Annotated in this window: 17 protein-coding genes; 8 read left to right on the forward strand and 9 right to left on the reverse strand. The window is 70.4% G+C overall.

The features are described from left to right. Nucleotides 1-272: 272 nt before the first annotated feature. From FM125_RS12445 to FM125_RS01990, 3 genes are all read right to left on the reverse strand, one after another. Nucleotides 273-347 (reverse strand): 50S ribosomal protein bL37, encoded by a 75-nt coding sequence (locus FM125_RS12445; protein WP_102213400.1) that lies wholly within the window; start codon nucleotides 345-347, stop codon nucleotides 273-275. Between the two features lie 173 nt (nucleotides 348-520). Next, the gene (locus FM125_RS01985; protein WP_087133486.1) at nucleotides 521-1,126 is read right to left on the reverse strand and encodes a GDSL-type esterase/lipase family protein; all 606 of its coding nucleotides are present in this window, start codon (nucleotides 1,124-1,126) and stop codon (nucleotides 521-523) included. Nucleotides 1,127-1,233: 107 nt separating this feature from the next. Next, nucleotides 1,234-4,971, reverse strand: a complete 3,738-nt coding sequence (locus FM125_RS01990; protein ID WP_087133487.1) for a multifunctional oxoglutarate decarboxylase/oxoglutarate dehydrogenase thiamine pyrophosphate-binding subunit/dihydrolipoyllysine-residue succinyltransferase subunit — start codon at nucleotides 4,969-4,971, stop codon at nucleotides 1,234-1,236. A gap of 294 nt (nucleotides 4,972-5,265) precedes the next feature. Between FM125_RS01990 and guaB1 the strand changes: the two genes are divergently transcribed. From guaB1 to FM125_RS02020, 6 genes are all read left to right on the forward strand, one after another. Further along, a complete protein-coding gene (gene guaB1 / locus FM125_RS01995; protein WP_087133488.1) occupies nucleotides 5,266-6,747 on the forward strand; it encodes a GMP reductase in 1,482 nt (493 codons plus the stop codon). A 267-nt stretch (nucleotides 6,748-7,014) separates the two neighbouring features. Next, nucleotides 7,015-8,334, forward strand: a complete 1,320-nt coding sequence (locus tag FM125_RS02000) for a hemolysin family protein (RefSeq protein ID WP_067189222.1) — start codon at nucleotides 7,015-7,017, stop codon at nucleotides 8,332-8,334. Then, nucleotides 8,331-9,389, forward strand: a complete 1,059-nt coding sequence (locus FM125_RS02005; protein ID WP_087133489.1) for a hemolysin family protein — start codon at nucleotides 8,331-8,333, stop codon at nucleotides 9,387-9,389. Before FM125_RS02000 ends, FM125_RS02005 begins: the two co-directional genes overlap by 4 nt. Nucleotides 9,390-9,618: 229 nt before the next feature. After that, on the forward strand, nucleotides 9,619-10,608 hold the full coding sequence (locus FM125_RS02010; RefSeq protein ID WP_087133490.1) for a metal ABC transporter substrate-binding protein: 990 nt from the start codon (nucleotides 9,619-9,621) through the stop codon (nucleotides 10,606-10,608). 61 nt (nucleotides 10,609-10,669) lie between these two features. Continuing rightward, nucleotides 10,670-11,590 carry a metal ABC transporter permease gene (locus FM125_RS02015; protein WP_087133491.1) on the forward strand — a complete coding sequence of 307 codons (921 nt, stop codon included), beginning with the start codon at nucleotides 10,670-10,672 and terminating at the stop codon, nucleotides 11,588-11,590. Further along, complete coding sequence (locus FM125_RS02020; RefSeq protein ID WP_087133492.1) at nucleotides 11,587-12,417, forward strand: metal ABC transporter ATP-binding protein; 831 nt, start codon at nucleotides 11,587-11,589, stop codon at nucleotides 12,415-12,417. The genes FM125_RS02015 and FM125_RS02020 overlap by 4 nt, the downstream gene beginning before the upstream one ends. Nucleotides 12,418-12,745: 328 nt before the next feature. Here FM125_RS02020 and FM125_RS02025 read toward each other — a convergent pair whose 3' ends face one another. Beyond that, nucleotides 12,746-13,165, reverse strand: coding sequence for a Fur family transcriptional regulator (locus FM125_RS02025; protein ID WP_087133493.1), 420 nt, complete (start codon nucleotides 13,163-13,165; stop codon nucleotides 12,746-12,748). A 168-nt stretch (nucleotides 13,166-13,333) separates the two neighbouring features. Here FM125_RS02025 and FM125_RS02030 point away from each other — a divergent pair, with 168 nt between their 5' ends. Both FM125_RS02030 and FM125_RS02035 read left to right on the forward strand, forming a co-directional pair. After that, the gene (locus FM125_RS02030; protein ID WP_425435772.1) at nucleotides 13,334-14,401 is read left to right on the forward strand and encodes a sulfurtransferase; all 1,068 of its coding nucleotides are present in this window, start codon (nucleotides 13,334-13,336) and stop codon (nucleotides 14,399-14,401) included. Between the two features lie 78 nt (nucleotides 14,402-14,479). Beyond that, nucleotides 14,480-14,911 (forward strand): HIT family protein, encoded by a 432-nt coding sequence (locus tag FM125_RS02035; RefSeq protein ID WP_087133495.1) that lies wholly within the window; start codon nucleotides 14,480-14,482, stop codon nucleotides 14,909-14,911. A gap of 24 nt (nucleotides 14,912-14,935) precedes the next feature. Here FM125_RS02035 and FM125_RS02040 read toward each other — a convergent pair whose 3' ends face one another. The 5 genes from FM125_RS02040 to FM125_RS11685 all read right to left on the reverse strand — a co-directional run bounded on the left by FM125_RS02040 (nucleotide 14,936) and on the right by FM125_RS11685 (nucleotide 18,794). Then, complete coding sequence (locus FM125_RS02040) at nucleotides 14,936-16,027, reverse strand: FtsX-like permease family protein (protein ID WP_087133496.1); 1,092 nt, start codon at nucleotides 16,025-16,027, stop codon at nucleotides 14,936-14,938. Next, nucleotides 16,024-16,677, reverse strand: coding sequence for an ABC transporter ATP-binding protein (locus FM125_RS02045; RefSeq protein ID WP_087133497.1), 654 nt, complete (start codon nucleotides 16,675-16,677; stop codon nucleotides 16,024-16,026). Before FM125_RS02045 ends, FM125_RS02040 begins: the two co-directional genes overlap by 4 nt. Beyond that, nucleotides 16,674-17,738, reverse strand: coding sequence for a permuted SH3 domain-containing protein (locus FM125_RS02050; RefSeq protein WP_087133498.1), 1,065 nt, complete (start codon nucleotides 17,736-17,738; stop codon nucleotides 16,674-16,676). The genes FM125_RS02045 and FM125_RS02050 overlap by 4 nt, the downstream gene beginning before the upstream one ends. After that, nucleotides 17,735-18,298 (reverse strand): hypothetical protein, encoded by a 564-nt coding sequence (locus FM125_RS02055; protein WP_245829724.1) that lies wholly within the window; start codon nucleotides 18,296-18,298, stop codon nucleotides 17,735-17,737. Before FM125_RS02055 ends, FM125_RS02050 begins: the two co-directional genes overlap by 4 nt. Nucleotides 18,299-18,473: 175 nt before the next feature. Continuing rightward, nucleotides 18,474-18,794, reverse strand: coding sequence for a hypothetical protein (locus FM125_RS11685; protein WP_143745190.1), 321 nt, complete (start codon nucleotides 18,792-18,794; stop codon nucleotides 18,474-18,476). Nucleotides 18,795-18,914: the final 120 nt, after the last annotated feature.

Genomic DNA, 18,914 nt, shown 5'->3' on the forward strand with positions numbered 1-18,914 from the left:
GTGAAGACACGCCCTCTTCCCTGCCCGACTCCTGGCGAGGACTCACCCTCACGGAACCCGTGTCGGCCAGGGAAGAGGGCGTGTCTTCACCAGTCGGCACCGGGAGCAGGGCCGACAGCACCGTCCGGGCGGCCCGGCCCGACCCGCGGCCCGGACCCGTTCGCCCGGCCCGTGCCCAGGACCCCTCCACACGGAACGAGGGCCCTCACCCGTTTCCGGGTGAGGGCCCTCGTCGTCTGTGGGAACCTCAGCGGTCACCCCGGCGCCTGGCTTCAGGCGTTGGGACGCTTGCCGTGGTTCGCGCCGGACTTGCGGCGGTCGCGGCGCTTGCGGGCACGCTTGCTCATCTGCGCACCTCCTTCTCAGTTGCGAACTTCACCATTCTTCCACACCACGGCGGGGTCGCCGGTCGGGAGGAACGTGCACCTGTCACGGTGCGGGCTGTCGGGACGTCACACACCCCGTGAAGGGGGCGGCCGTCGTCGTGATGCTCCGGCCGGGGCCAGCCGAAGGGACAGGATCAGGCGGTCGGCTCCGGGACGCCGAGCCACTGGTACCAGCCGCGGTGCAGCACCAGCCAGGCGATCAGGCCGTGGCCGGCCTGGCCTGGACGGCCCTGGCCGGCGGCCAGGTCCGAGCGCCACTGCTCGTGGGACACCAGCGGGGTGAAGGTGTCCACGTAGACCGAGTGACGGCGGTCCGCGACGTCCGCGTAGGCGACGTTCAGCTCGGCCAGGCGCTGGTTGCGCTCCTCGTCCAGGGACGGGGTCGGACCCACCACGAGGGTGCGGATGTCCTTCTGCGCCGCCGAGTCCAGGATGTTGGCCAGGTTCAGGCGGGACCGGGCCGTGGACGAGGCGTCCAAGTCCAGGTCAGCGTCGGACAGGGCCACCACGAGACGGTTCTCGGTGGTGTCGTCGAAGCGGCGCGAGGTCTCGGTCCACCAGCGTTCGTTGAGCTGCTCGGTGGTCTCGTGCGGCACGGCCAGCACATAGTTCTCCAGGCTCACGTCCGGGGCGCTGGTGCGGGCCAGGACGCGTCCCCACCAGCCGATCGCACGGGGGTCGCCGGCGCCGGCCAGGAGCTGGTCGCCGACGGCGGCGATGCGGATCTGGCGAGTGTCCACTGGGGGACTCCTTCTCGTTCTGAAGCGGTGTACGGGTGTCTGTCCGGCTGTGCCGCGGCCCGGCCCCGTGGGAACGGAGCCGGACCGCGGCACTCACATGGAGCGGGTCAGAGGCCGAAGACGGCCTTCTGCAGGACCTCGGCCTCCTCGTCGTGGCGGCCCTTGGTGCCGGCGGAGGTCGCGGCCAGCGCCGGGCGGGAGGCGAGGGTGACCTCGCGGTCCAGCTGAGGCACCAGGTTCAGGGCCATGAACGGCCACGGACCCTGGTTGGCCGGCTCGTCTTGCGCCCAGACGACCTCGGCGTCCGGGTACTGGGCGAGCTGCTCCTTGATCTCCTCGGCCGGCAGCGGGTACAGCTGCTCGACGCGCACGATCGCCGTGGACTCGTCGCCCTCCTTCGCGCGACGCGCGACGAGGTCGTAGTACAGGCGGCCGGAGACCAGGACGACACGCCGGACGTCCTCCGCCTTCACGGACGTGTCCGGGATGACCGGCTGGAAGCCGCCCTCGGTGAAGTCCTCCACGGAGCAGGCGGCGGCCTTCAGGCGCAGCAGCTGCTTCGGGCTGAACACGATCAGCGGCTTGCGCGGGCGGGCGTATGCCTGCTCCCGCAGCACGTGGAAGTGGTTCGCACCGGTGGACGGGTTCACCACGCGCATGTTGTCCTCCGCGCACATCTGCAGGAAGCGCTCGATGCGGGCGGAGGAGTGGTCCGGGCCCTGGCCCTCGTAGCCGTGCGGCAACAGCAGCACGATCGACGAGGTCTGGGACCACTTCTGCTCGGCGGAGGAGATGAACTCGTCGATGATCGTCTGGGCGCCGTTGACGAAGTCGCCGAACTGGGCCTCCCAGAGCACGAGCGCGTCGGAGCGCTCCACGGAGTAGCCGTACTCGAAGCCGAGGGCGGCGTACTCGGACAGCAGCGAGTTGTAGACCCAGAACTTGGCACCGCCGCTGGCGAGGTCCTTGAGCGGGGTCCACTCGTCGTCGGTGGCGCGGTCATGGAAGACCGAGTGGCGCTGGGTGAAGGTGCCGCGCTGCGAGTCCTGGCCTGCCAGGCGCACGGACACGCCCTCCTTCAGCAGCGAGCCGAAGGCGGCCAGCTCGGCGAAGCCCCAGTCGATGCCGCCGTCCACGGCCATCTTGGCGCGCTTCTCCAGCAGGGAGGTGAGCTTCGGGTGGACGGTGAACCCCTCCGGGGTGGCCAGGTGGGCCTCGCCGATCTCGCGCAGCAGCTCCGCGGAGATCGCGGTGCCCTCCGGGGCCTGCGGCAGCCGGTCCTTCTCACCGGCCGGCTCGATGCCCGTGCCGACCACCGGGATGGCGCCGGTGTGCACGGCGTGGGTCTCGGCGAAGGCCTGCTCCAGGCGCTGCTGGTAGTCCTTCAGCGCCGAGTCGGCCTCCTCCTGGGTGATGTCGCCGCGGCCCACCAGGGACTCCACGTACAGCTTGCGGGTCGAGCGCTTCTTCTCGATCAGGTTGTACATGCGCGGCTGCGTCATCGACGGGTCGTCGCCCTCGTTGTGACCGCGGCGGCGGTAGCAGATGAGGTCGATGACCACGTCCTTGTGGAACCGCTGGCGGTACTCGAACGCCAGGCGGGCCACGTGGACCACGGACTCCGGCTCGTCACCGTTCACGTGGAAGATCGGCGCCTGGATCGTCTTGGCCACGTCCGTGGCGTACACCGAGGAGCGGGCCTGGGACGGCGGGGTGGTGAAGCCCACCTGGTTGTTCACGATCACGTGCACGGTGCCGCCGGTCCGGTAGCCGCGCAGCTGGGACAGGCCGAGGGTCTCGCCCACCACGCCCTGGCCGGCGAACGCGGCGTCGCCGTGCACCAGGATCGGGAGCACGGAGAAGGAGTCCGGGCTCTCGGAGCCGCGGTTGAGGCGGTCCTGCTTCGCGCGGGCCACACCCTCCAGGACCGGGTTCACGGCCTCCAGGTGGGACGGGTTCGCGGCCAGGTACACCTTGGTGCGGTTGCCGGCGTCGGACACGAAGGTGCCCTCGGTGCCCATGTGGTACTTCACGTCGCCGGAGCCGGAGGCGCCGCCCGGGGTGGCGCCCTCGAACTCGCGGAAGACCTGGGCGTAGGTCTTGCCGGCGATGTTGGTCAGCACGTTGAGGCGGCCACGGTGGGCCATGCCGATGGTGACCTCGTCCAGGCCGGAGTCGGCTGCCTCGGAGAGCACGCCGTCCAGCAGCGGGATCAGGGACTCGCCGCCCTCGAGGGAGAAGCGCTTCTGGCCGATGTACTTCGTCTGCAGGAAGGTCTCGAACGCCTCGGCGGCGTTGAGGCGGCCGAGGATGCGCAGCTGCTCCTCACGCGTGGGCTTGGCGTACGGGCGCTCCAGCTTGTCCTGGAACCAGGCGCGCTCGGACGGGTCCTGGATGTGCATGTACTCCACGCCGATGGTGCGGCAGTAGGCGTCGCGCAGCACGCCGAGGATGTTGCGCAGGGACAGGACGGACTTGCCGCCGAAGCCGCCGGTGGGCCACTCGCGGTCCAGGTCCCACAGGGTCAGGCCGTGCTCGAGGACGTCGAGGTCCGGGTGGGAGCGCATCGTGTACTCGAGCGGGTCCACGTCCGCCATGAGGTGGCCGCGGTCGCGGTAGGCGTGGATGAGCTGCTGCACGCGGGCGACCTTGCCCACCTGCTCCTCCGGGTTGACCTGCATGTCCTGGGCCCAGCGGACGGGCTCGTAGGGGATGCGCAGGTCTTCGAAGAGGTCGTCGTAGAAGTCCTGCTCGCCGAGCAGCAGGCCGTGGACGATCTTGAGGAACTCGCCCGACCCGGCGCCCTGGATGACACGGTGGTCGTAGGTCGAGGTCAGGGTGATCGTCTTGGAGACGGCCAGGTCGTTGAGGGTGGACTCCGAGGCGCCCTGGAAGGCGGCGGGGTAGGTGAGGGCGCCGACGCCGATGATGGCGGCCTGACCCTTGGACAGGCGCGGCACGGAGTGCACGGTGCCGATGCCGCCCGGGTTGGTCAGGGAGACCGTGGTGCCGGCGTAGTCGTCCATGGTGAGCTTGTTGGCGCGGCCGCGCTTCACCAGGTCGTCGTAGGCGTTCCAGAACTCGAGGAAGTTCATGGTCTCGGCGGCCTTGATGTTAGGCACCACGAGGGAGCGGGTGCCATCCGGCTTCGGCAGGTCGATGGCGATGCCGAAGTTCACGTGGGGCGGCTCCACCATGGTGGGCTTGCCGTCCCGCTCTTCGTAGGTGACGTTCATGGACGGCATCTGCCCGAGGGCCTTGACCACGGCATAGCCGATGAGGTGGGTGAAGGAGACCTTGCCGCCGCGGGAACGGGCCAGGTGGCTGTTGATGACCACGCGGTTGTCGATCAGCAGCTTGGCCGGCAGGTCGCGGACGGTGGTGGCGGTCGGCATGGACAGGGAGGCGTCCATGTTGGAGGCGACGGCCTTGGCCATGCCCTTGAGGACGGTGGCCTTCTCCTGCTTCTCCTCAGCGGACTTCTCGGACGCGGTCGGCTCGGACGGCACGGCCTTGGAGGTGGAGGAGGACTTCTTCACGCCGGAGGCCGACTTCTTCGCGGCGGGCGTGGCCGCTGCGGAGGAGGACTTCTCCGGGGCCTTCTTGCCCGGGTCCTCTGCGGGGGAGGCCTCCTTCTTCGCGGCGGGCTTCTCGGCCTTCTTCTCTGCCGGCTTCGCCTCCTTCTCCGCGGCGGCGGGCTGGGTGGCCTCGAGCCGTGCGAAGATCTGGGCCCACTGGGAGTCCACGGACGTCGGATCCGACTGGTACTTCCGGTAGATCTCGGCGACGAGCCTCTCGTTGCCCGGGAACTCTTCGGCGAGTCGGTCGGTCGTGAGCTCTGGCACTGTGTAACGCCTCTTCTCTGATGATGCTTGGTCAGCGGTGCACGGAGCGGCGCCGGGAGGCGCCGACCGTGTCCACGGTCGGCCCCGCGGGGTCGGCCATGCGGCCGCGATCTCACTCCTGCCGGTGCCGCCTGCCGGGCACGCGCCGTTTCGCGCGCGCACGGCCGGCGGGACAGGTGAATCGCCTTCTGTCCATCATAGTGTTCTCCGGGCGCGTTCTGACCATCTGACAGCCGCCTCTGCCCGCACGCGGGGCGGGCCTCGCCGGCGTGGGTGATCTGGGACACTGGCTCCATGCGATTTCTGACCCCGCCGACCTCGGACCTCACCTACTCGGACGTCTTCCTGGTGCCCTCCCGCTCCTCGGTGACGTCCCGCATGGACGTGGACATCTCCCCCGACGACGGCACCGGCACCACCATCCCCCTCGTCGCCTCGAACATGACCGCCGTGACGGGCCGCCGGATGGTGGAGACCATGGCCCGCCGCGGCGGCCTGGGCATCCTGCCGCAGGACGTGGACGTGGAGGTGATCTCCGAGGTGACGGCCCGCGTGAAGGCGGCCCACCCGGTGCTGGACACCCCGCTCACGGTGGGCCCGAAGGCGCCGCTGCTGGATGCGATCCACCTCTTCGACCGCCGGAACCACGACGCCGTCTGCGTGGTGGACGACGACGGCCGCCTCCTCGGCCTGCTCTCCCGCGCGGACTGCGAGGGCAAGGACCGGTGGGCCGCGGTCGGCTCCGTCATGGCCCCGCCCGTCCTGGTGCTCACCGCCGACGAGGTGCCCTCCGGCACCCCGGAGCAGATCGCCTCCTCGGCGCGGTCCGCCTTCGACCGCATGGCCGAGGCCCGCGTGCGGCTCGCCCCGGTCGTGGAGCAGGGGGACGACGACGGCCACGGACGCCTCGTGGGCGTCCTCACCGACCGCGGGGCCGTCCGGTCGACCGTGTTCGTCCCCGCCCTGGACGGCCGGGGCACCCTCCGCGTCGGCGCCGCCGTGGGCATCAACGGTCCGGTCCGGCAGAAGGCCCGTGACCTCGTGGACGCGGGCGTGGACGTGCTCGTGGTGGACACCGCGCACGGACACCAGGCGACCATGCTGCAGGCCCTGGACACGGTCCGCTCCGAGGTGGACGGCGTGCCCGTGGTGGCCGGCAACGTGGTGACGGCGGACGGAGTGCGGGACCTGGTCTCCGCCGGAGCGGACATCGTCAAGGTCGGCGTGGGACCGGGGGCGATGTGCACCACCCGGATGATGACGGCGGTCGGGCGCCCCCAGTTCTCGGCCGTGCTCGAGTGCGCCGCGGCGGCCCGGGAGCGCGGCGCCCACGTGTGGGCGGACGGCGGCGTGAAGCACCCGCGGGACGTGGCGCTGGCCCTGGCCGCCGGAGCGAGCCAGGTGATGGTCGGCTCCTGGTTCGCCGGAACGCTGGAGTCGCCGGGCGACGTGGTGGTGGGGCCGGACGGCCGCCGCTACAAGGAGAGCTTCGGCATGGCCTCGGCGCGTGCCGTGCAGCACCGCACCCGGCACGACGACGCGTTCAGCCAGGCCCGCAAGGCCATGTTCGAGGAGGGCATCTCCTCCTCCCGCATGTACATCGACCCCGCCCGTCCCTCCGTGGAGGACCTGCTGGACTCCATCACCTCGGGCGTGCGCTCCAGCCTCACCTACGCCGGCGCCACCACCCTCGCGGAGTTCCGCGAGCGCGCCGTGGTGGGCGTGCAGTCGGCCGCCGGCTACGAGGAGGGCCGTCCGGTCTCCGCGTCCTGGTGACCTGCGGCGCTGCCGGGACCGGAGGGGACCGCTCGTGCCACGTTCGTGCGCCCGCGTCCCGTGCGCGCACACGCGCGGCGCGCGGAAAATGAGGTGCTCTTCGGGCCGTATACTCATGGGCACTATGGACCAACACTGTTCTGTTGCGCCCACCCGCCATGTCGGCGTCGCCGACGCGGCCGGATCGGAGCCTTCCAGTCCCAGCGCATCTGACGCACCGCGCATCGCCATGACGTCCGGCGTCCCCGAGAGCGGGGGATGCTGACGATGGAGTGGATCCTCCTGGCCCTCGGCATGCTCCTGATCCTCGGCACCGGATTCTTCGTGGCCGTCGAGTTCTCGATGATCGCCATCGACGTCCCCACCGTCCAGCGCATGGTGGACGACGGGGACAAGGGGGCCGAACCGCTGCTGCGCTGCCTCAAGTCCCTGTCCACCCAGCTCTCGGCGTGCCAGCTGGGCATCACGCTGACGACCCTGCTCACCGGCTACGTCATGGACCCGGCCATCGGCGCCCTGATCGACGACCCGCTCGCCCAGCTCGGTGTCCCCGAGGCCGCCGTCCGGACCACGTCGCTCGTCATCGCCATGGTGATCGCGACCCTGCTGTCCATGCTGATCGGCGAGCTGATCCCGAAGAACCTGGCCATCGCCGAGCCGATGCGCCTGGGCCGGCTGATGGCCCGCCCGCAGCTGATGTTCACCGCCGTGTTCAAGCCGGCGATCGTCGTGCTGAACGGCTTCTCTAACAAGGTCCTGCACCGCATGGGCCTGGAGGCCAAGGAGGAGATCTCCGGCGCCCGCAGCCCCGAGGAGCTGTCCTCCCTGGTGCGCCGCTCGGCGCAGATGGGCACCCTGGACGAGCGCACCGCGACCTTCCTGGACCGCACGCTGCGCTTCGCTGACCGCACCGCGGCCGACGTGATGACCCCGCGCATCCGCATGGAGACGATCGGCGCGGACGACTCCATCACCGCCGTGCTGGACCTGGCCCGCTCCACGGGCTACTCCCGCTTCCCGGTGATCGGCGATTCCTCGGACGACATCCGCGGCGTGCTGCACGTGAAGAAGGCCGTGGCGATCCCGCTGGAGCGCCGCGAGGGCCTCACCGCGGGCTCGGTGATGACCGACGTCATCCAGGTTCCGGAGACCGTGCACCTGGACCAGCTGCTCACCGAGCTGCGGGAGGCGCCGCTGCAGGTGGCCGTGGTCCTGGACGAGTACGGCGGCACCGCCGGCATGGTCACCCTCGAGGACGTCGTCGAGGAGATCGTCGGCGAGGTCGCAGACGAGCACGACCGTGTCACCCCGGGCGTGCTCCAGACCGCCTCCGGCCGCTGGTACTTCCCGGCGGATCTGCGCCCGGACGAGGCGCACGCTCAGATCGCCGCCCTCGAGGTGCCGGAGGACGGTGCGTATGAGACCATCGGCGGCTTCATCATGGCCCGCCTCGGCCGCATCGCCCAGGTGGGCGACGTGGTCGAGATCGACGGCGGGTCCATCTCGGTGGAGCGCATGGAGGGTCGCCGTATCGAGCGCGTCCGGTTCGAGCCCGCGCCCGCCCGTGACGGGGAGGCGACCGCATGAGCGACGACGTGATGGGCCTGATCTGGCTCGTTCTCCTGCTGGCGGCCAACGCCTTCTTCGTGGGCGGCGAGTTCGCCGTCATGGGCGCCCGCCGCTCGCAGATCGAGCCGAAGGCCGACGCCGGCTCGCGCCAGGCGAAGGTCGCCCTGTTCGCCATGGAGCACGTCTCCCAGATGCTCGCGGTCTGCCAGCTCGGCATCACCGTGTGCTCCCTGCTGATCTTGAACGTGTCCGAGCCGGCGCTGCACCACCTGATGGTCGTGCCGATGGAGGCACTCGGGCTGCCGACGGGCGTCGCGGATGTCACCGCGTTCGTCCTGGCGCTGCTGATCGTGACCTTCCTGCACGTGACCCTCGGTGAGATGGTCCCGAAGAACGCCGCAGTGTCCTTCGCGGACAGGGCGGTCATGCTGCTGGCCACCCCGCTGGTGTGGCTGTCCAAGCTGCTGATGCCGATCATCTGGATCCTCAACCGCACCGCCAACCTCGCACTGCATGCCCTGGGCGTGGAGCCGAAGGACGAGGTGGCCTCCAGCTACACCCTCGAAGAGGTCCAGTCGATCGTGGCCGAGTCCACGAAGTCCGGCACCCTGGAGGACGAGTCCGGCGTGCTGCACTCGGCGCTCGAGTTCTCGGACAACACCGCCGGGGACGTCATGGTGCCGATCGACAAGGTCGTCACCGTCCCGGAGGGCATCTCCCCGGAGCGCTTCGAATGGAACGTCGGCCGCATCGGCTACTCGCGCTTCGCGGTGGACGACGGCGACGGCGGCCTCTCCGGCTACCTCCACCTCAAGGACGTGCTCACCGTCCCGCCGAGCGGCCATCAGCTGCCGGTGCCGGTGACGAAGGTCCGCTCGCTGGCCAACGTCCGCGCCGCGGACGAGGTCGAGGACGCGCTGGCTCTGATGCAGCGCACCGGTTCGCACCTGGCCCGCGTGATCGACGAGGACGGCGTGACCGTCGGCGTCCTCTTCCTCGAGGACGTCCTCGAGGAGCTCGTCGGCGAGATCCATGACGCCACCCAGTCCACCCGCCGGGTGCACCCCTCCTGAGGGTGACCCCCCGACGGCGGCCGCGTCGCCTGACGACGGCGAGCGGCCGTCGTCGTGCCCTCGCCGGCCGTCCGCCGCAGACGGCTGTGGGAGATCCCTCACGTCCGGGCGGCGGTGCCGCCTCCGCGGACGCGGGACCCCTGCCCGCAGTGCTATCGTTGCGAACGATTTTCATTCCCTCCGGTCGTGTTCGGCGCGCCGGACCCCCGTCACGGAAAGGCCTGCACGCATGTCTGTGTCCTCCGCCCGTCCATTCCTGGCCCTCACGGCCCTGCTGTCCGCCTCCGCTCTGGCGCTGACCGCCTGCGGCGGCTCCGATGAGCCGGGCCCGGGCGCCGAGGACAGCGGCGAGAGGGAGACCGTGGCGGTGGCGACCACCACCCAGCTGGGCTCCGTGCTGGACCAGATCGCGCAGTGCAACGGCGCCCAGGGCCTGTCCGTGATGGGGCCGGGCGACGACCCGCACGACTTCGCCGCCTCCTCCCAGCAGGTGGCCGAGATGGCCCGGTCCGGCCTGGTGTTCACCAACGGCCTGGGCCTGGAGGGCGGCATGGGCTCGGCCCTGCGCAACGCGGAGGCCGACGGCGCCGAGGTCGTGGAGGTGGCCCCGGAGGTCGACCCGATCCCCTTCGGCGCCGGCTCCGGCCACGACCACGACGACCACGGCGACCACGACGGGCACGACCACGGCTCGGAGGACCCGCACTTCTGGCTGGACGCCGCCCGCATGGCGAAGGCCGCGACCTTCATGGGCCAGACCCTGAAGGAGAAGACCGGGGATGAGAAGTACGCCGAATGCGGAGCCCAGGTCCACGACGAGCTGGTGAAGACCGACGAGAAGGTCCGCGAGATCCTCGCGAGGATCCCGGAGGACAAGCGGACCCTCATGACGGACCACGATGCCTACGGCTACTTCGCCGAGGCCTACGACTTCGTGGTCACCGGCGTGGTCGTCCCCGGCGGCTCCACCGACGGCAAGCCCTCCTCGCAGGCCCTGGCCGAGCTGACCGAGATCCTGCGCGACAACGGCGCCTCGGCGCTGCTGACCTCGGTGGGCACTCCGATGGCCGAGGTGACCTCCCTGTCCCAGGACAGCGACGGCATCCCGGTGGTCGAGCTCTACGAGGGCGGCATCGGTCCGCATGGCTCGGAGGCCGACACCTACGAGAAGGCCATGGTCTACAACGCCCAGAAGCTGGCCGACGAGCTCGGCGAGTGACCCGCGCGAGGGCACAGGCCCCGGCCGGGACCGCATCCACCCTCCGGAGAGGAGACCGCACATGGAATGGCTGACCGCGCCCTTTGAGCTCGGCTTCCAGCAACGGGCCCTGATGGGAGGGCTGATCGCGGCCGTCATGTGCTCCGTGGTGGGCACCTGGCTGGTGCTGCGCGGCATGAGCTTCTTCGGCGACGCCTTCGTGCACGGCGTGATGCCCGGCATCGCGACCGCCGTGCTGCTCGGCGGCAACGTCTACGTCGGTGCGGCCGTGGCCGCTCTGGTGATGCTCTCCGGCATCTCTCTGGTGCACCGGGCCACCACGCTCAAGGAGGACACGGCCATCGGCCTGCTGTTCGTGGGCATGATGGCGCTCGGCGTGGTCATCATCTCGATGTCCGACTCCTACACCGGGTCTCTGACGTCCATCCTGTTCGGAGACGCCCTGGGTGTGAGCGTCGAGCACCTGTGGATCCAGGGCGGCATCGCCGCGGCCGTGGTGCTGCTGGCCCTGCTGCTCTACCGCCCGCTGCTGACCCTGAGCTTCTCCGAGTCCAAGGCCCGGTCCCTGGGCATGCGCCCACAGCTGACCCACGTGCTGCTGCTCGTGATGATCGGCGCGGCCGTGATCGGCTCGTTCCAGGCCGTGGGCACCGTGCTGGTGTTCGGCCTGCTGGTCGGGCCCCCGGCCACCGCCGCCCTGGTCACCCGCACCGTCCCGGCGATGATGTTCACCGCCATGGTCCTGGGCGCCTTCTCCGTCACCCTCGGCCTGATCCTGTCCTTCCACCGGAACACCGCGGCCTCGGCCACCATGGCCCTGGTGCCGATCGTCCTGTTCTTCGTGGTGCTGACCGTGCAGGCCGTGCTGCGCCGCGGCCGCGGCCGGGGCCGCCGTGCCGGACGCCGCGCCGAACGCCGCGTGGCCGGGGACGCAGTGCTGACGCCCGCCGTCGAACCGACCGTGAAGGAGCCCACCGCATGAGCGCCGCGCACGCCCACACGCACCCGACCGGCGGCGCCCACCGCCTGCCCGGACCCGCCGATGAGCTGGCCTGCGGCCACGGTGTGGAGCTGCGCCACGGCGAGCATCTGGCCGTGCGCGCCTCGGACTTCTCGCTTCCGGCCGGGGGAGTGGTGGCCGTGATCGGTCCCAACGGCTCCGGCAAGTCCACCCTGCTGCAGGCCCTGGCCGGGGTGCTCAAGCCGACTCAGGGCACCGTCACCGTGCACGGCCAGTCCGCCGAGGAGCATGCGCGGAAGGTGTCCTTCGTGATGCAGTCCGTGCAGGTGCCACAGGGAACCCCGCTCACAGTGCAGGACGTGGTCACCATGGGTACCTACGCTGGCACCGGCTGGTTCGGCCGCCTGACGCGTCAGGACCGCCGTCGCGTGGACGAGGCCATGGAGCGGATGAAGATCACGGACCTGGCCCACCGCCACCTCTCCGAGCTCTCCGGCGGCCAGCGCCAGCGCGTCTACGTGGCTCAGGGCCTGGCCCAGGAGCACGACGTGCTCATGCTGGACGAGCCGCTCACCGGCCTGGACTTGGTCTCCGCCCAGACCATCGACGAGCTGATCCATGAGGAGCCCACCCGCGGCGTGTCCGTGGTGTTCACCACCCATGACCTGGACGAGGCCTTCGCTGCCGAGCACGTGGTGTTGATGAACGGCCGCGTGGTGGCCTCCGGCCCGCCCCGGGAGGTCTTGACCCGCACCAACTTGGAGGCCGTCTACGGCATCGGCACGCTCCACGCCCCGCAGGGTGCGTTCTGGGACGAGCCGGTGGAGTCTGAACGCCCGCAGGACTGAACGCCCGCGGGAGTGAACGGCCCGTAGGAGTGAACGCCGGACTGAACGCCGGGCACCCCGTCCGTCGTCGCGAACTGGTCCCGTCCGTCGTCGCCAACTGGTGAGGACACGCCCTCATCGTCCGCCGGGGAAGGGCCTGAGACGGTGTGTCCTCACCAGTACGTGCGAGACGGTGTGTCCTCACCAGTACGTGCGAGACGGTGTGTCCTCACCAGTACGCGCCAGGGTTGCACCCCGCTCTGCAGTGGGAAGGCGGGCCGAAGCACCTTCAGCCGAAGCCCCTACAGCCGAAGCCCCTACAACCGAAGCACCTTCAGCCGACGCACCGTCAGGAGGCGGAGCACTCCGCGCAGAGACCGGTGACCTCCAGGGTGTGGGACGGCTCGGTGTACCCGTGGTCCTGGGCGACCCGCTGTGCCCACTCCTCCACGTCCGGGGCGGTGATCTCCACGGTCTTCCAGCAGCGGCGGCAGACCAGGTGATGGTGGTGCTCGTCGGCGACGCAACGGCGGTAGACGGACTCACCGTCCTCACGGCGCAGCACGTCCACGCGGCCCTCGTCCAGCTGCTGCTGGAGGGTGCGGTACACGGTGGCCAAGGAGACGCGGTCCCCGGAGTCCTTGAGGTGCTGGTGCAGCTCCTGGGCCGAGACGAAGTCGTCGAGTTCCCCCAGGGCGCGGTCCACGGCCACCTTCTGACGGGTGGTGCGTCCGCGGGGCGCGGTGCCCTGGGGGCCGGGGGTGGTCACGGTGTCTGCCTCCTACAGGCTCACATCGGTGCATTGGGGGACCGGCCGCTGTGCCGGACACAACAGGTGGACGGCGCCGATCCCTGCCTGTCAGCCTAGCAATCCGAAGCTGCCGGGGTTGTGCACAGGCCCTGCCGTGGACCGGAGGCCGGGACTAGAGTGGGAGCCGTGGACAGCCAGAGCAGATCGCACACCGTCATCGAGTCGGCCGCCCCCGCAGACCCGGCGGGCCCGCCCCTGCTCGTAAGCGTGGAGACGTTGGCGGCCTGGCTGGGCCACGAGCTCCCGGACGGCACCCCGCCAGCGCGTGCGGCCTCTCCCGCCTTCGCCTCCGGGGACGGCCCGCAGGGTGGCCGGGGCGTCGTGCTGCTGGACGTGCGCTGGTCCGTTGCGGCCGGGGGTGCGGACCACGCCGCCTACCTGCGCGGCCACCTCCCCGGGGCCGTGTACGTCTCCATGGACGGGGACCTGGCCGGCCACGGCAGCCCGCAGGACGGCCGCCACCCACTGCCGACGCCGGCCGACTTCGCCGAGACCGTGCAGCGCTGGGGTGTGGACGACGGCGACACCGTGGTGGTCTACGACGACTGCGGCGGCACCTCCGCCGCCCGCGCGTGGTGGCTGCTGCGCCATGCCGGCATCCGCTCCTGCCTGGTGCTGGACGGCGGCCTGGCCGCCTGGCGGGACGCGGGCCTGGCCCTGCAGGCCGGCGAGGTCATCCCGGCCCCCGGCTCCGCCTGCGCCTCCTGGGGCCGCATGCCGGTGGTGGATGCGGACGGCGCCGAGGCGATCGCCGAGGCGGGCCTGCTGCTGGACGCCCGCGCGCCGGAGCGGTACCGCGGCGAGACCGAGCCGCTGGACCCGGTGGCCGGCCACATCCCCCGCGCCGTGAACCTGCCGACCAGCGGCAACCTGGGTGACGACGGCCGCCTCCGTCCGCGGAAGGACCTCGCCGAGCGCTTCGCCGCCGTCACCGCCGGGGTGGACGAAGACGCCCCGGTGGCCGTGTACTGCGGGTCCGGGGTGACGGCCGCGCACCAGGTGATGGCCATGGCGGCCGCCGGCCTGCACGGGGTGGCGCTGTTCCCCGGCTCGTGGTCTGCTTGGTGCAACGACCCGAACCGACCCGTGGCCACCGGCCCGGAGCCTGCCGGCTCCGCACCTGCCGGCTCCGCACCTGCCGGCTCCGCACCTGACGGCTCTGCTGTCGGCAGCCTCGCACCTCGGAGCCGCTGACGGACCGGACGGAGCGCGCCGGCCCCGGAGCACGACCGCACAGATCGAGACACCCGACGACGTCGAAGGAGACACCTCATGTCCGCCACGATCTTCACCCGCATCATCAACGGAGAGATCCCCGGCCGCTTCGTGTGGAGGGACGAGACCTGCGTCGCCTTCCTGGACGTCGCGCCGCTGCAGCCCGGACACGTCCTCGTGGTCCCCGTCGACGAGGTCGATCGCTGGACGGACGCAGACCCGGAGACTGTGGCGCATGTGATGGGCGTGGCCCACACCATCGGCAAGGCGCAGGTGGAGGCCTTCGGGGCCGCTCGCGCCGGCCTGATGGTGGCTGGCTATGAGGTCCCGCACCTGCACGTGCACGTGTGGCCCTCGAACTCGCTGCGGGACTTCGACCTGGACCGGAAGGACCAGAACCCGGACCAGGCGGACCTGGACGAGGCCGCGGAGAAGATCCGTGCCGCCTTGCGCGACGCCGGCCACGGCGAGCGCGTCCCCCAGGCCTGAGCCTCGCTCCAGGGGTCTCGGCCCTCACGCGGTGCGCATGACCCTGACCGGGTCCCGGAAGGCGGCGAAAGTCGCCGGGGGCAGGCTCGCCGCCACCGCGGTCAGGGCAGCGAGGACGGCGACGGCGCCCACGAAGTCCACCCCAAGGCTGTTGCCCTGGACGGTGAGGACCGCATAACCGGTGCCCGAGCCGAGGACGGCACCCAGCGCAGCGGGCACACCCGTCCGGGCTGCGACCAGGCCGACGAGGTCCGCACGGGTGATGCCGAGGGTACGGCGCCGTCCCAGGTCCCGGCGGCGGATGAGCACGTCCGAGAGCACGACGATGGCCACGAAGAACGCGCCCGCGCCGAGGATCAGCACCAGCAGGGAGCGTCCCAGCCCGGCCAGCTGGCCGGTGACGGCCCTGTTCTGTTCAGAGAGCGCGCTCGCCGTCTGGACGCGGACGTCGTTCTCGGCGGGGTCGACCACGGCCAGCACGGCCGTCTGCATGGCTCTCACGCTGGACACGTCTGCTGCCAGGACGCGGACGGTCTGGAACGAGACGTGATCAGCACCGGTGGGAGCCGCCAGCGCATAGTCGGTGAGGTCGCTGAACGGCTCCTCAGCTGTGAAGGCCCCGACGACGGCCCACTGCCGTCCGTCGGATGCCTCCAGGAAGCCGGACGGCTCGGCGAAGCCGAACTCTGCCTGCTTCGCCTCGGGCAACACGACTTCTCCCACGGCGGGCATGCGTCCCCGTGTCAGCTTGATGCTGGTGTTCACGGTGCCCGTGACGCCGCTGAGGGGGATGGGTGTGCTGCCCTCACCGAGGGCGCCGTTGACGGTGTCCACGGGGATCTGCTGGGCGATGACACTGGCGGCGGTGTCCAGGCCGGTGAGCGTCTGGACCGTGGCGTCTGTCAGAGCGGAGGAGCCGTTGTCGGTCAGGGTCAGCACGCGGGCCGCGGGTCCGGACAGCTCCTCGGCGATGGCTTGTTCCGTGGCGGCCTGACGGCCGACGGTCAGCACGCAGGCCAGGCACATGGCACCGACGACGAGCAGGACCAGGAGGGAGGGGACGAGGGCGCTGCGGGCAGACGCCAGGGACTCTCGCAGCAGGACGGCGATCCTCACAGCCTCACCACCTCGTCGGCGCGGGACACCACCTGGGGGTCGTGGGTGGCGACGATCACCGTCCGCCCCTCGGCTGCAGCCTCGGCCAAGGCGTCCAGCACGAGTGCGGCGTTGTCCGGATCGAGATTCCCGGTGGGCTCGTCGGCAAGGATGACGGCAGGCTCATTGACCAGGGCACGGCACACGGCCACGCGCTGTGCCTGCCCACCGGAGATCTCACCCGGCCGGTGGTCGGCCCGGTGCTCGAGCCCGAACCTGGCCAGCAGGCTCCGGGCCCGGTCCTCCGATGCTCCCTTCTCCAGGCCGGCGTAGAGCCCCGGCTCCATGACGGAGTCGACGATCGAGCGTGACGGATCCAGTTCGGAGTCCTGGAACACGAAGCCGATCGTGCCGGCCCGGAGCCCTGACCTGTCCCGATCGGGAAGGGACGAGGCGTCGGTCTCTCCCAGTCGCACTCTGCCGGTGGTCGGCGTCAGCATCAGTGCGAGCACGTAGAGCAGCGTCGACTTCCCTCTGCCGGACGGCCCGGTCAGGGCCGTGACCGCACCGGGAGTGAAGGAGTAGGTGAGACCGTCGAAGATCTCCTCGGCCCCGCGCCGGTAGGCGAAGCGCAGGTCCTCGACGGACACACCCGCTGACGGGGCGCTCATGGTGCCTCGTTCAGAACTCGGACCCGTTCGCCTGTCTCGACGCCCTCAACCACGGCCAGTCCATCGGCGGAGGTCTTCACGGTGACCTCTCGTTCCTCGTCGACGCCGTCCTCGACGACGGTCACCACGGTGCGTCCGTCCGGTTGTGCACGCAGGGCGGAGACGGGGACCACGGGGCCGGACTGGGGCGGGACCACGCTCACCTGGGACAGGAGACTGGTGCTCTTTTCCGCCGGCAGGTCGGCGCATCGGTCGGCGCAGACGACCCCGCCGTCGGGGGAGGTCAGCGGGATCTCGACGGGGCCGTCGTCTGCTTGGGACGCCTCACCGGCGATGGCCTTCCAGGTGTGCTCACCGTAGGGGACGGTCACGAGGGTTCCTGCGGGGATCAGGGCGGCCTGCTCCGGGGACGATGCTTCGATCACGAACGCGGGATCGCTGCTTGGCATGGAGACGACCGTCTCCCCGCCGGTGAGCTGTGTGCCCACGGAGCCGGACTGCGTGTCGATCGCCAGTGAGATGGGCGACTCCTCCACCATGACGAGCTGACCCAGTTCGACCGTGTCCGCTTCCGGATATCCCCGGTCGGCCAACCAGGCCTTCCAGGCCTGTGCGGTGGCCGCGTCCCAGGTTCCGGAGACCTTGAGGCCGCGCTGATCTGCCGCGAGCATCTCCTGGAACGCCGTGACGTCGTCCCCGGCGGCACCTTCAGTGAGGGGGCGCCACATGGGCATGGTGCCTGTGACGAGGACGACGGGGCGTTGAGCGACCGCGTAGAGCACGTCGCCTGCGGCGAACTCGCCGGAGGTTGAGGCCTGGGTGACCACCCCGTCCAGCAGATTGGTGGCAGCGGGCGTCTGTTCTCGCTTGACTGCCGTGCCTACGGTGATCTCGCGTCCGAGCTCATGCTCCTCGACCGTGACGGTGCTGTCACTGGACGGCCGCTGCACTGTGCTGTCCGCCGGAGCCAGCGTGGTCCGACCGGCCCAGAAGGCCGCGATGCCCACGAGGGCGAGGACGAGAATGCCAGCGGCCCAGCGAAGGATCTTGGTGCGGTTCATCCGTCATATCCATAGAGGACGGCGTCCGCGGGGAACTCGGGGCAGGCTTCGATGACGTCTGCGTAGCGGGCGTCGTCGAGGCCGACCAGGGTGTCCTGCACGGGCCACCACCGGTGCCGTTCCTGGGTGTGGAACTTCGCCACGAAGGACTCCTTCGAGGGACGTGTGGAGGTGTCCACGGTGAAGCCACGGGCCTCGAGGCACGGGATCTCGTACTGCTCCCAGTAGTCGTAGACGAGGCGCAGCTGTGCGTCCGTCCAGTCCTGTAGGAGAGTGGGATCGATCGGGTACATCGCCGAGCATGTCCACTCGACCAGTGCCACGGCCTGTTTCTGTGACTCCGGCGGAGTGTCGTACTGGATACCGCCGCGGGCTGGACCGTTCCAGGTGGTCGGGACGCCGCGGTCCGTCATGCAGTCGGCGACCCACTTCTCGTGTTCTGCCGTGGACGTCGCCCAGCCGCGACGATCGACGTTGGGGACGTCGTCGAGGCCGAGGGCGCGGGCATCAGCGGCGATCTTCTCCTGGTACCACTGCTCTCGCTCCGCCTCGTCCGTCATCCGTGGCTCGATCTTCTCGGTAGGGACCCAACTCGCGGGGTCCCAGGAGGACTCGGGCCCTGCCTGGGTCGGGGCGTCGGATTGGGCGGGGGGACTCCCAGAGCCAGCGCACGCCGTGATGCTGAGCGCTCCTGCCAGCGCTATGGCGGTCCATTGGTAACGCCGCATGGAGCCTTCAGTAGGGGTAGTAGCAGTAGCCGTTGGTGCCGGAAAGCAGAAGGGACGCAGAACTGGCCGTCCAGTTCTGCGTCATGCGCAGTCCGGAGTTGAATCCGTACGAATAACGCTGGGATACCTTGTGGGTTTTTCCGCCGACGTTGAAGTGCATGGTGTGGCCGAGAAGCTGCTGCTCCGCGCGCAAGCCGACGTGCCCGCCGCCGGCATCGCAGGTTTGGGTGCCGCTCTTGGTCAGTGCTTGAGCTGGTGTGGCAGCGGAGACTGCCAGCAGTGCGCCTGCTGCCAGTCCAGCACCGGTGCGGGTGATCCACGCCTTCATGGGAATCTCCTGGGTGAAAGGTAGGTGCTGAGTGTGTGGGATGAGTCACACAGTATCTCAGTGCTCATGGATTGCGCAATAGAAGACAGGAGACTCCGACACAGAGGAGGCCGCGACATG

It is taken from the genome of Micrococcus lylae, from assembly GCF_900163825.1.
GTDB classification, from domain to species: domain Bacteria; phylum Actinomycetota; class Actinomycetes; order Actinomycetales; family Micrococcaceae; genus Micrococcus; species Micrococcus lylae.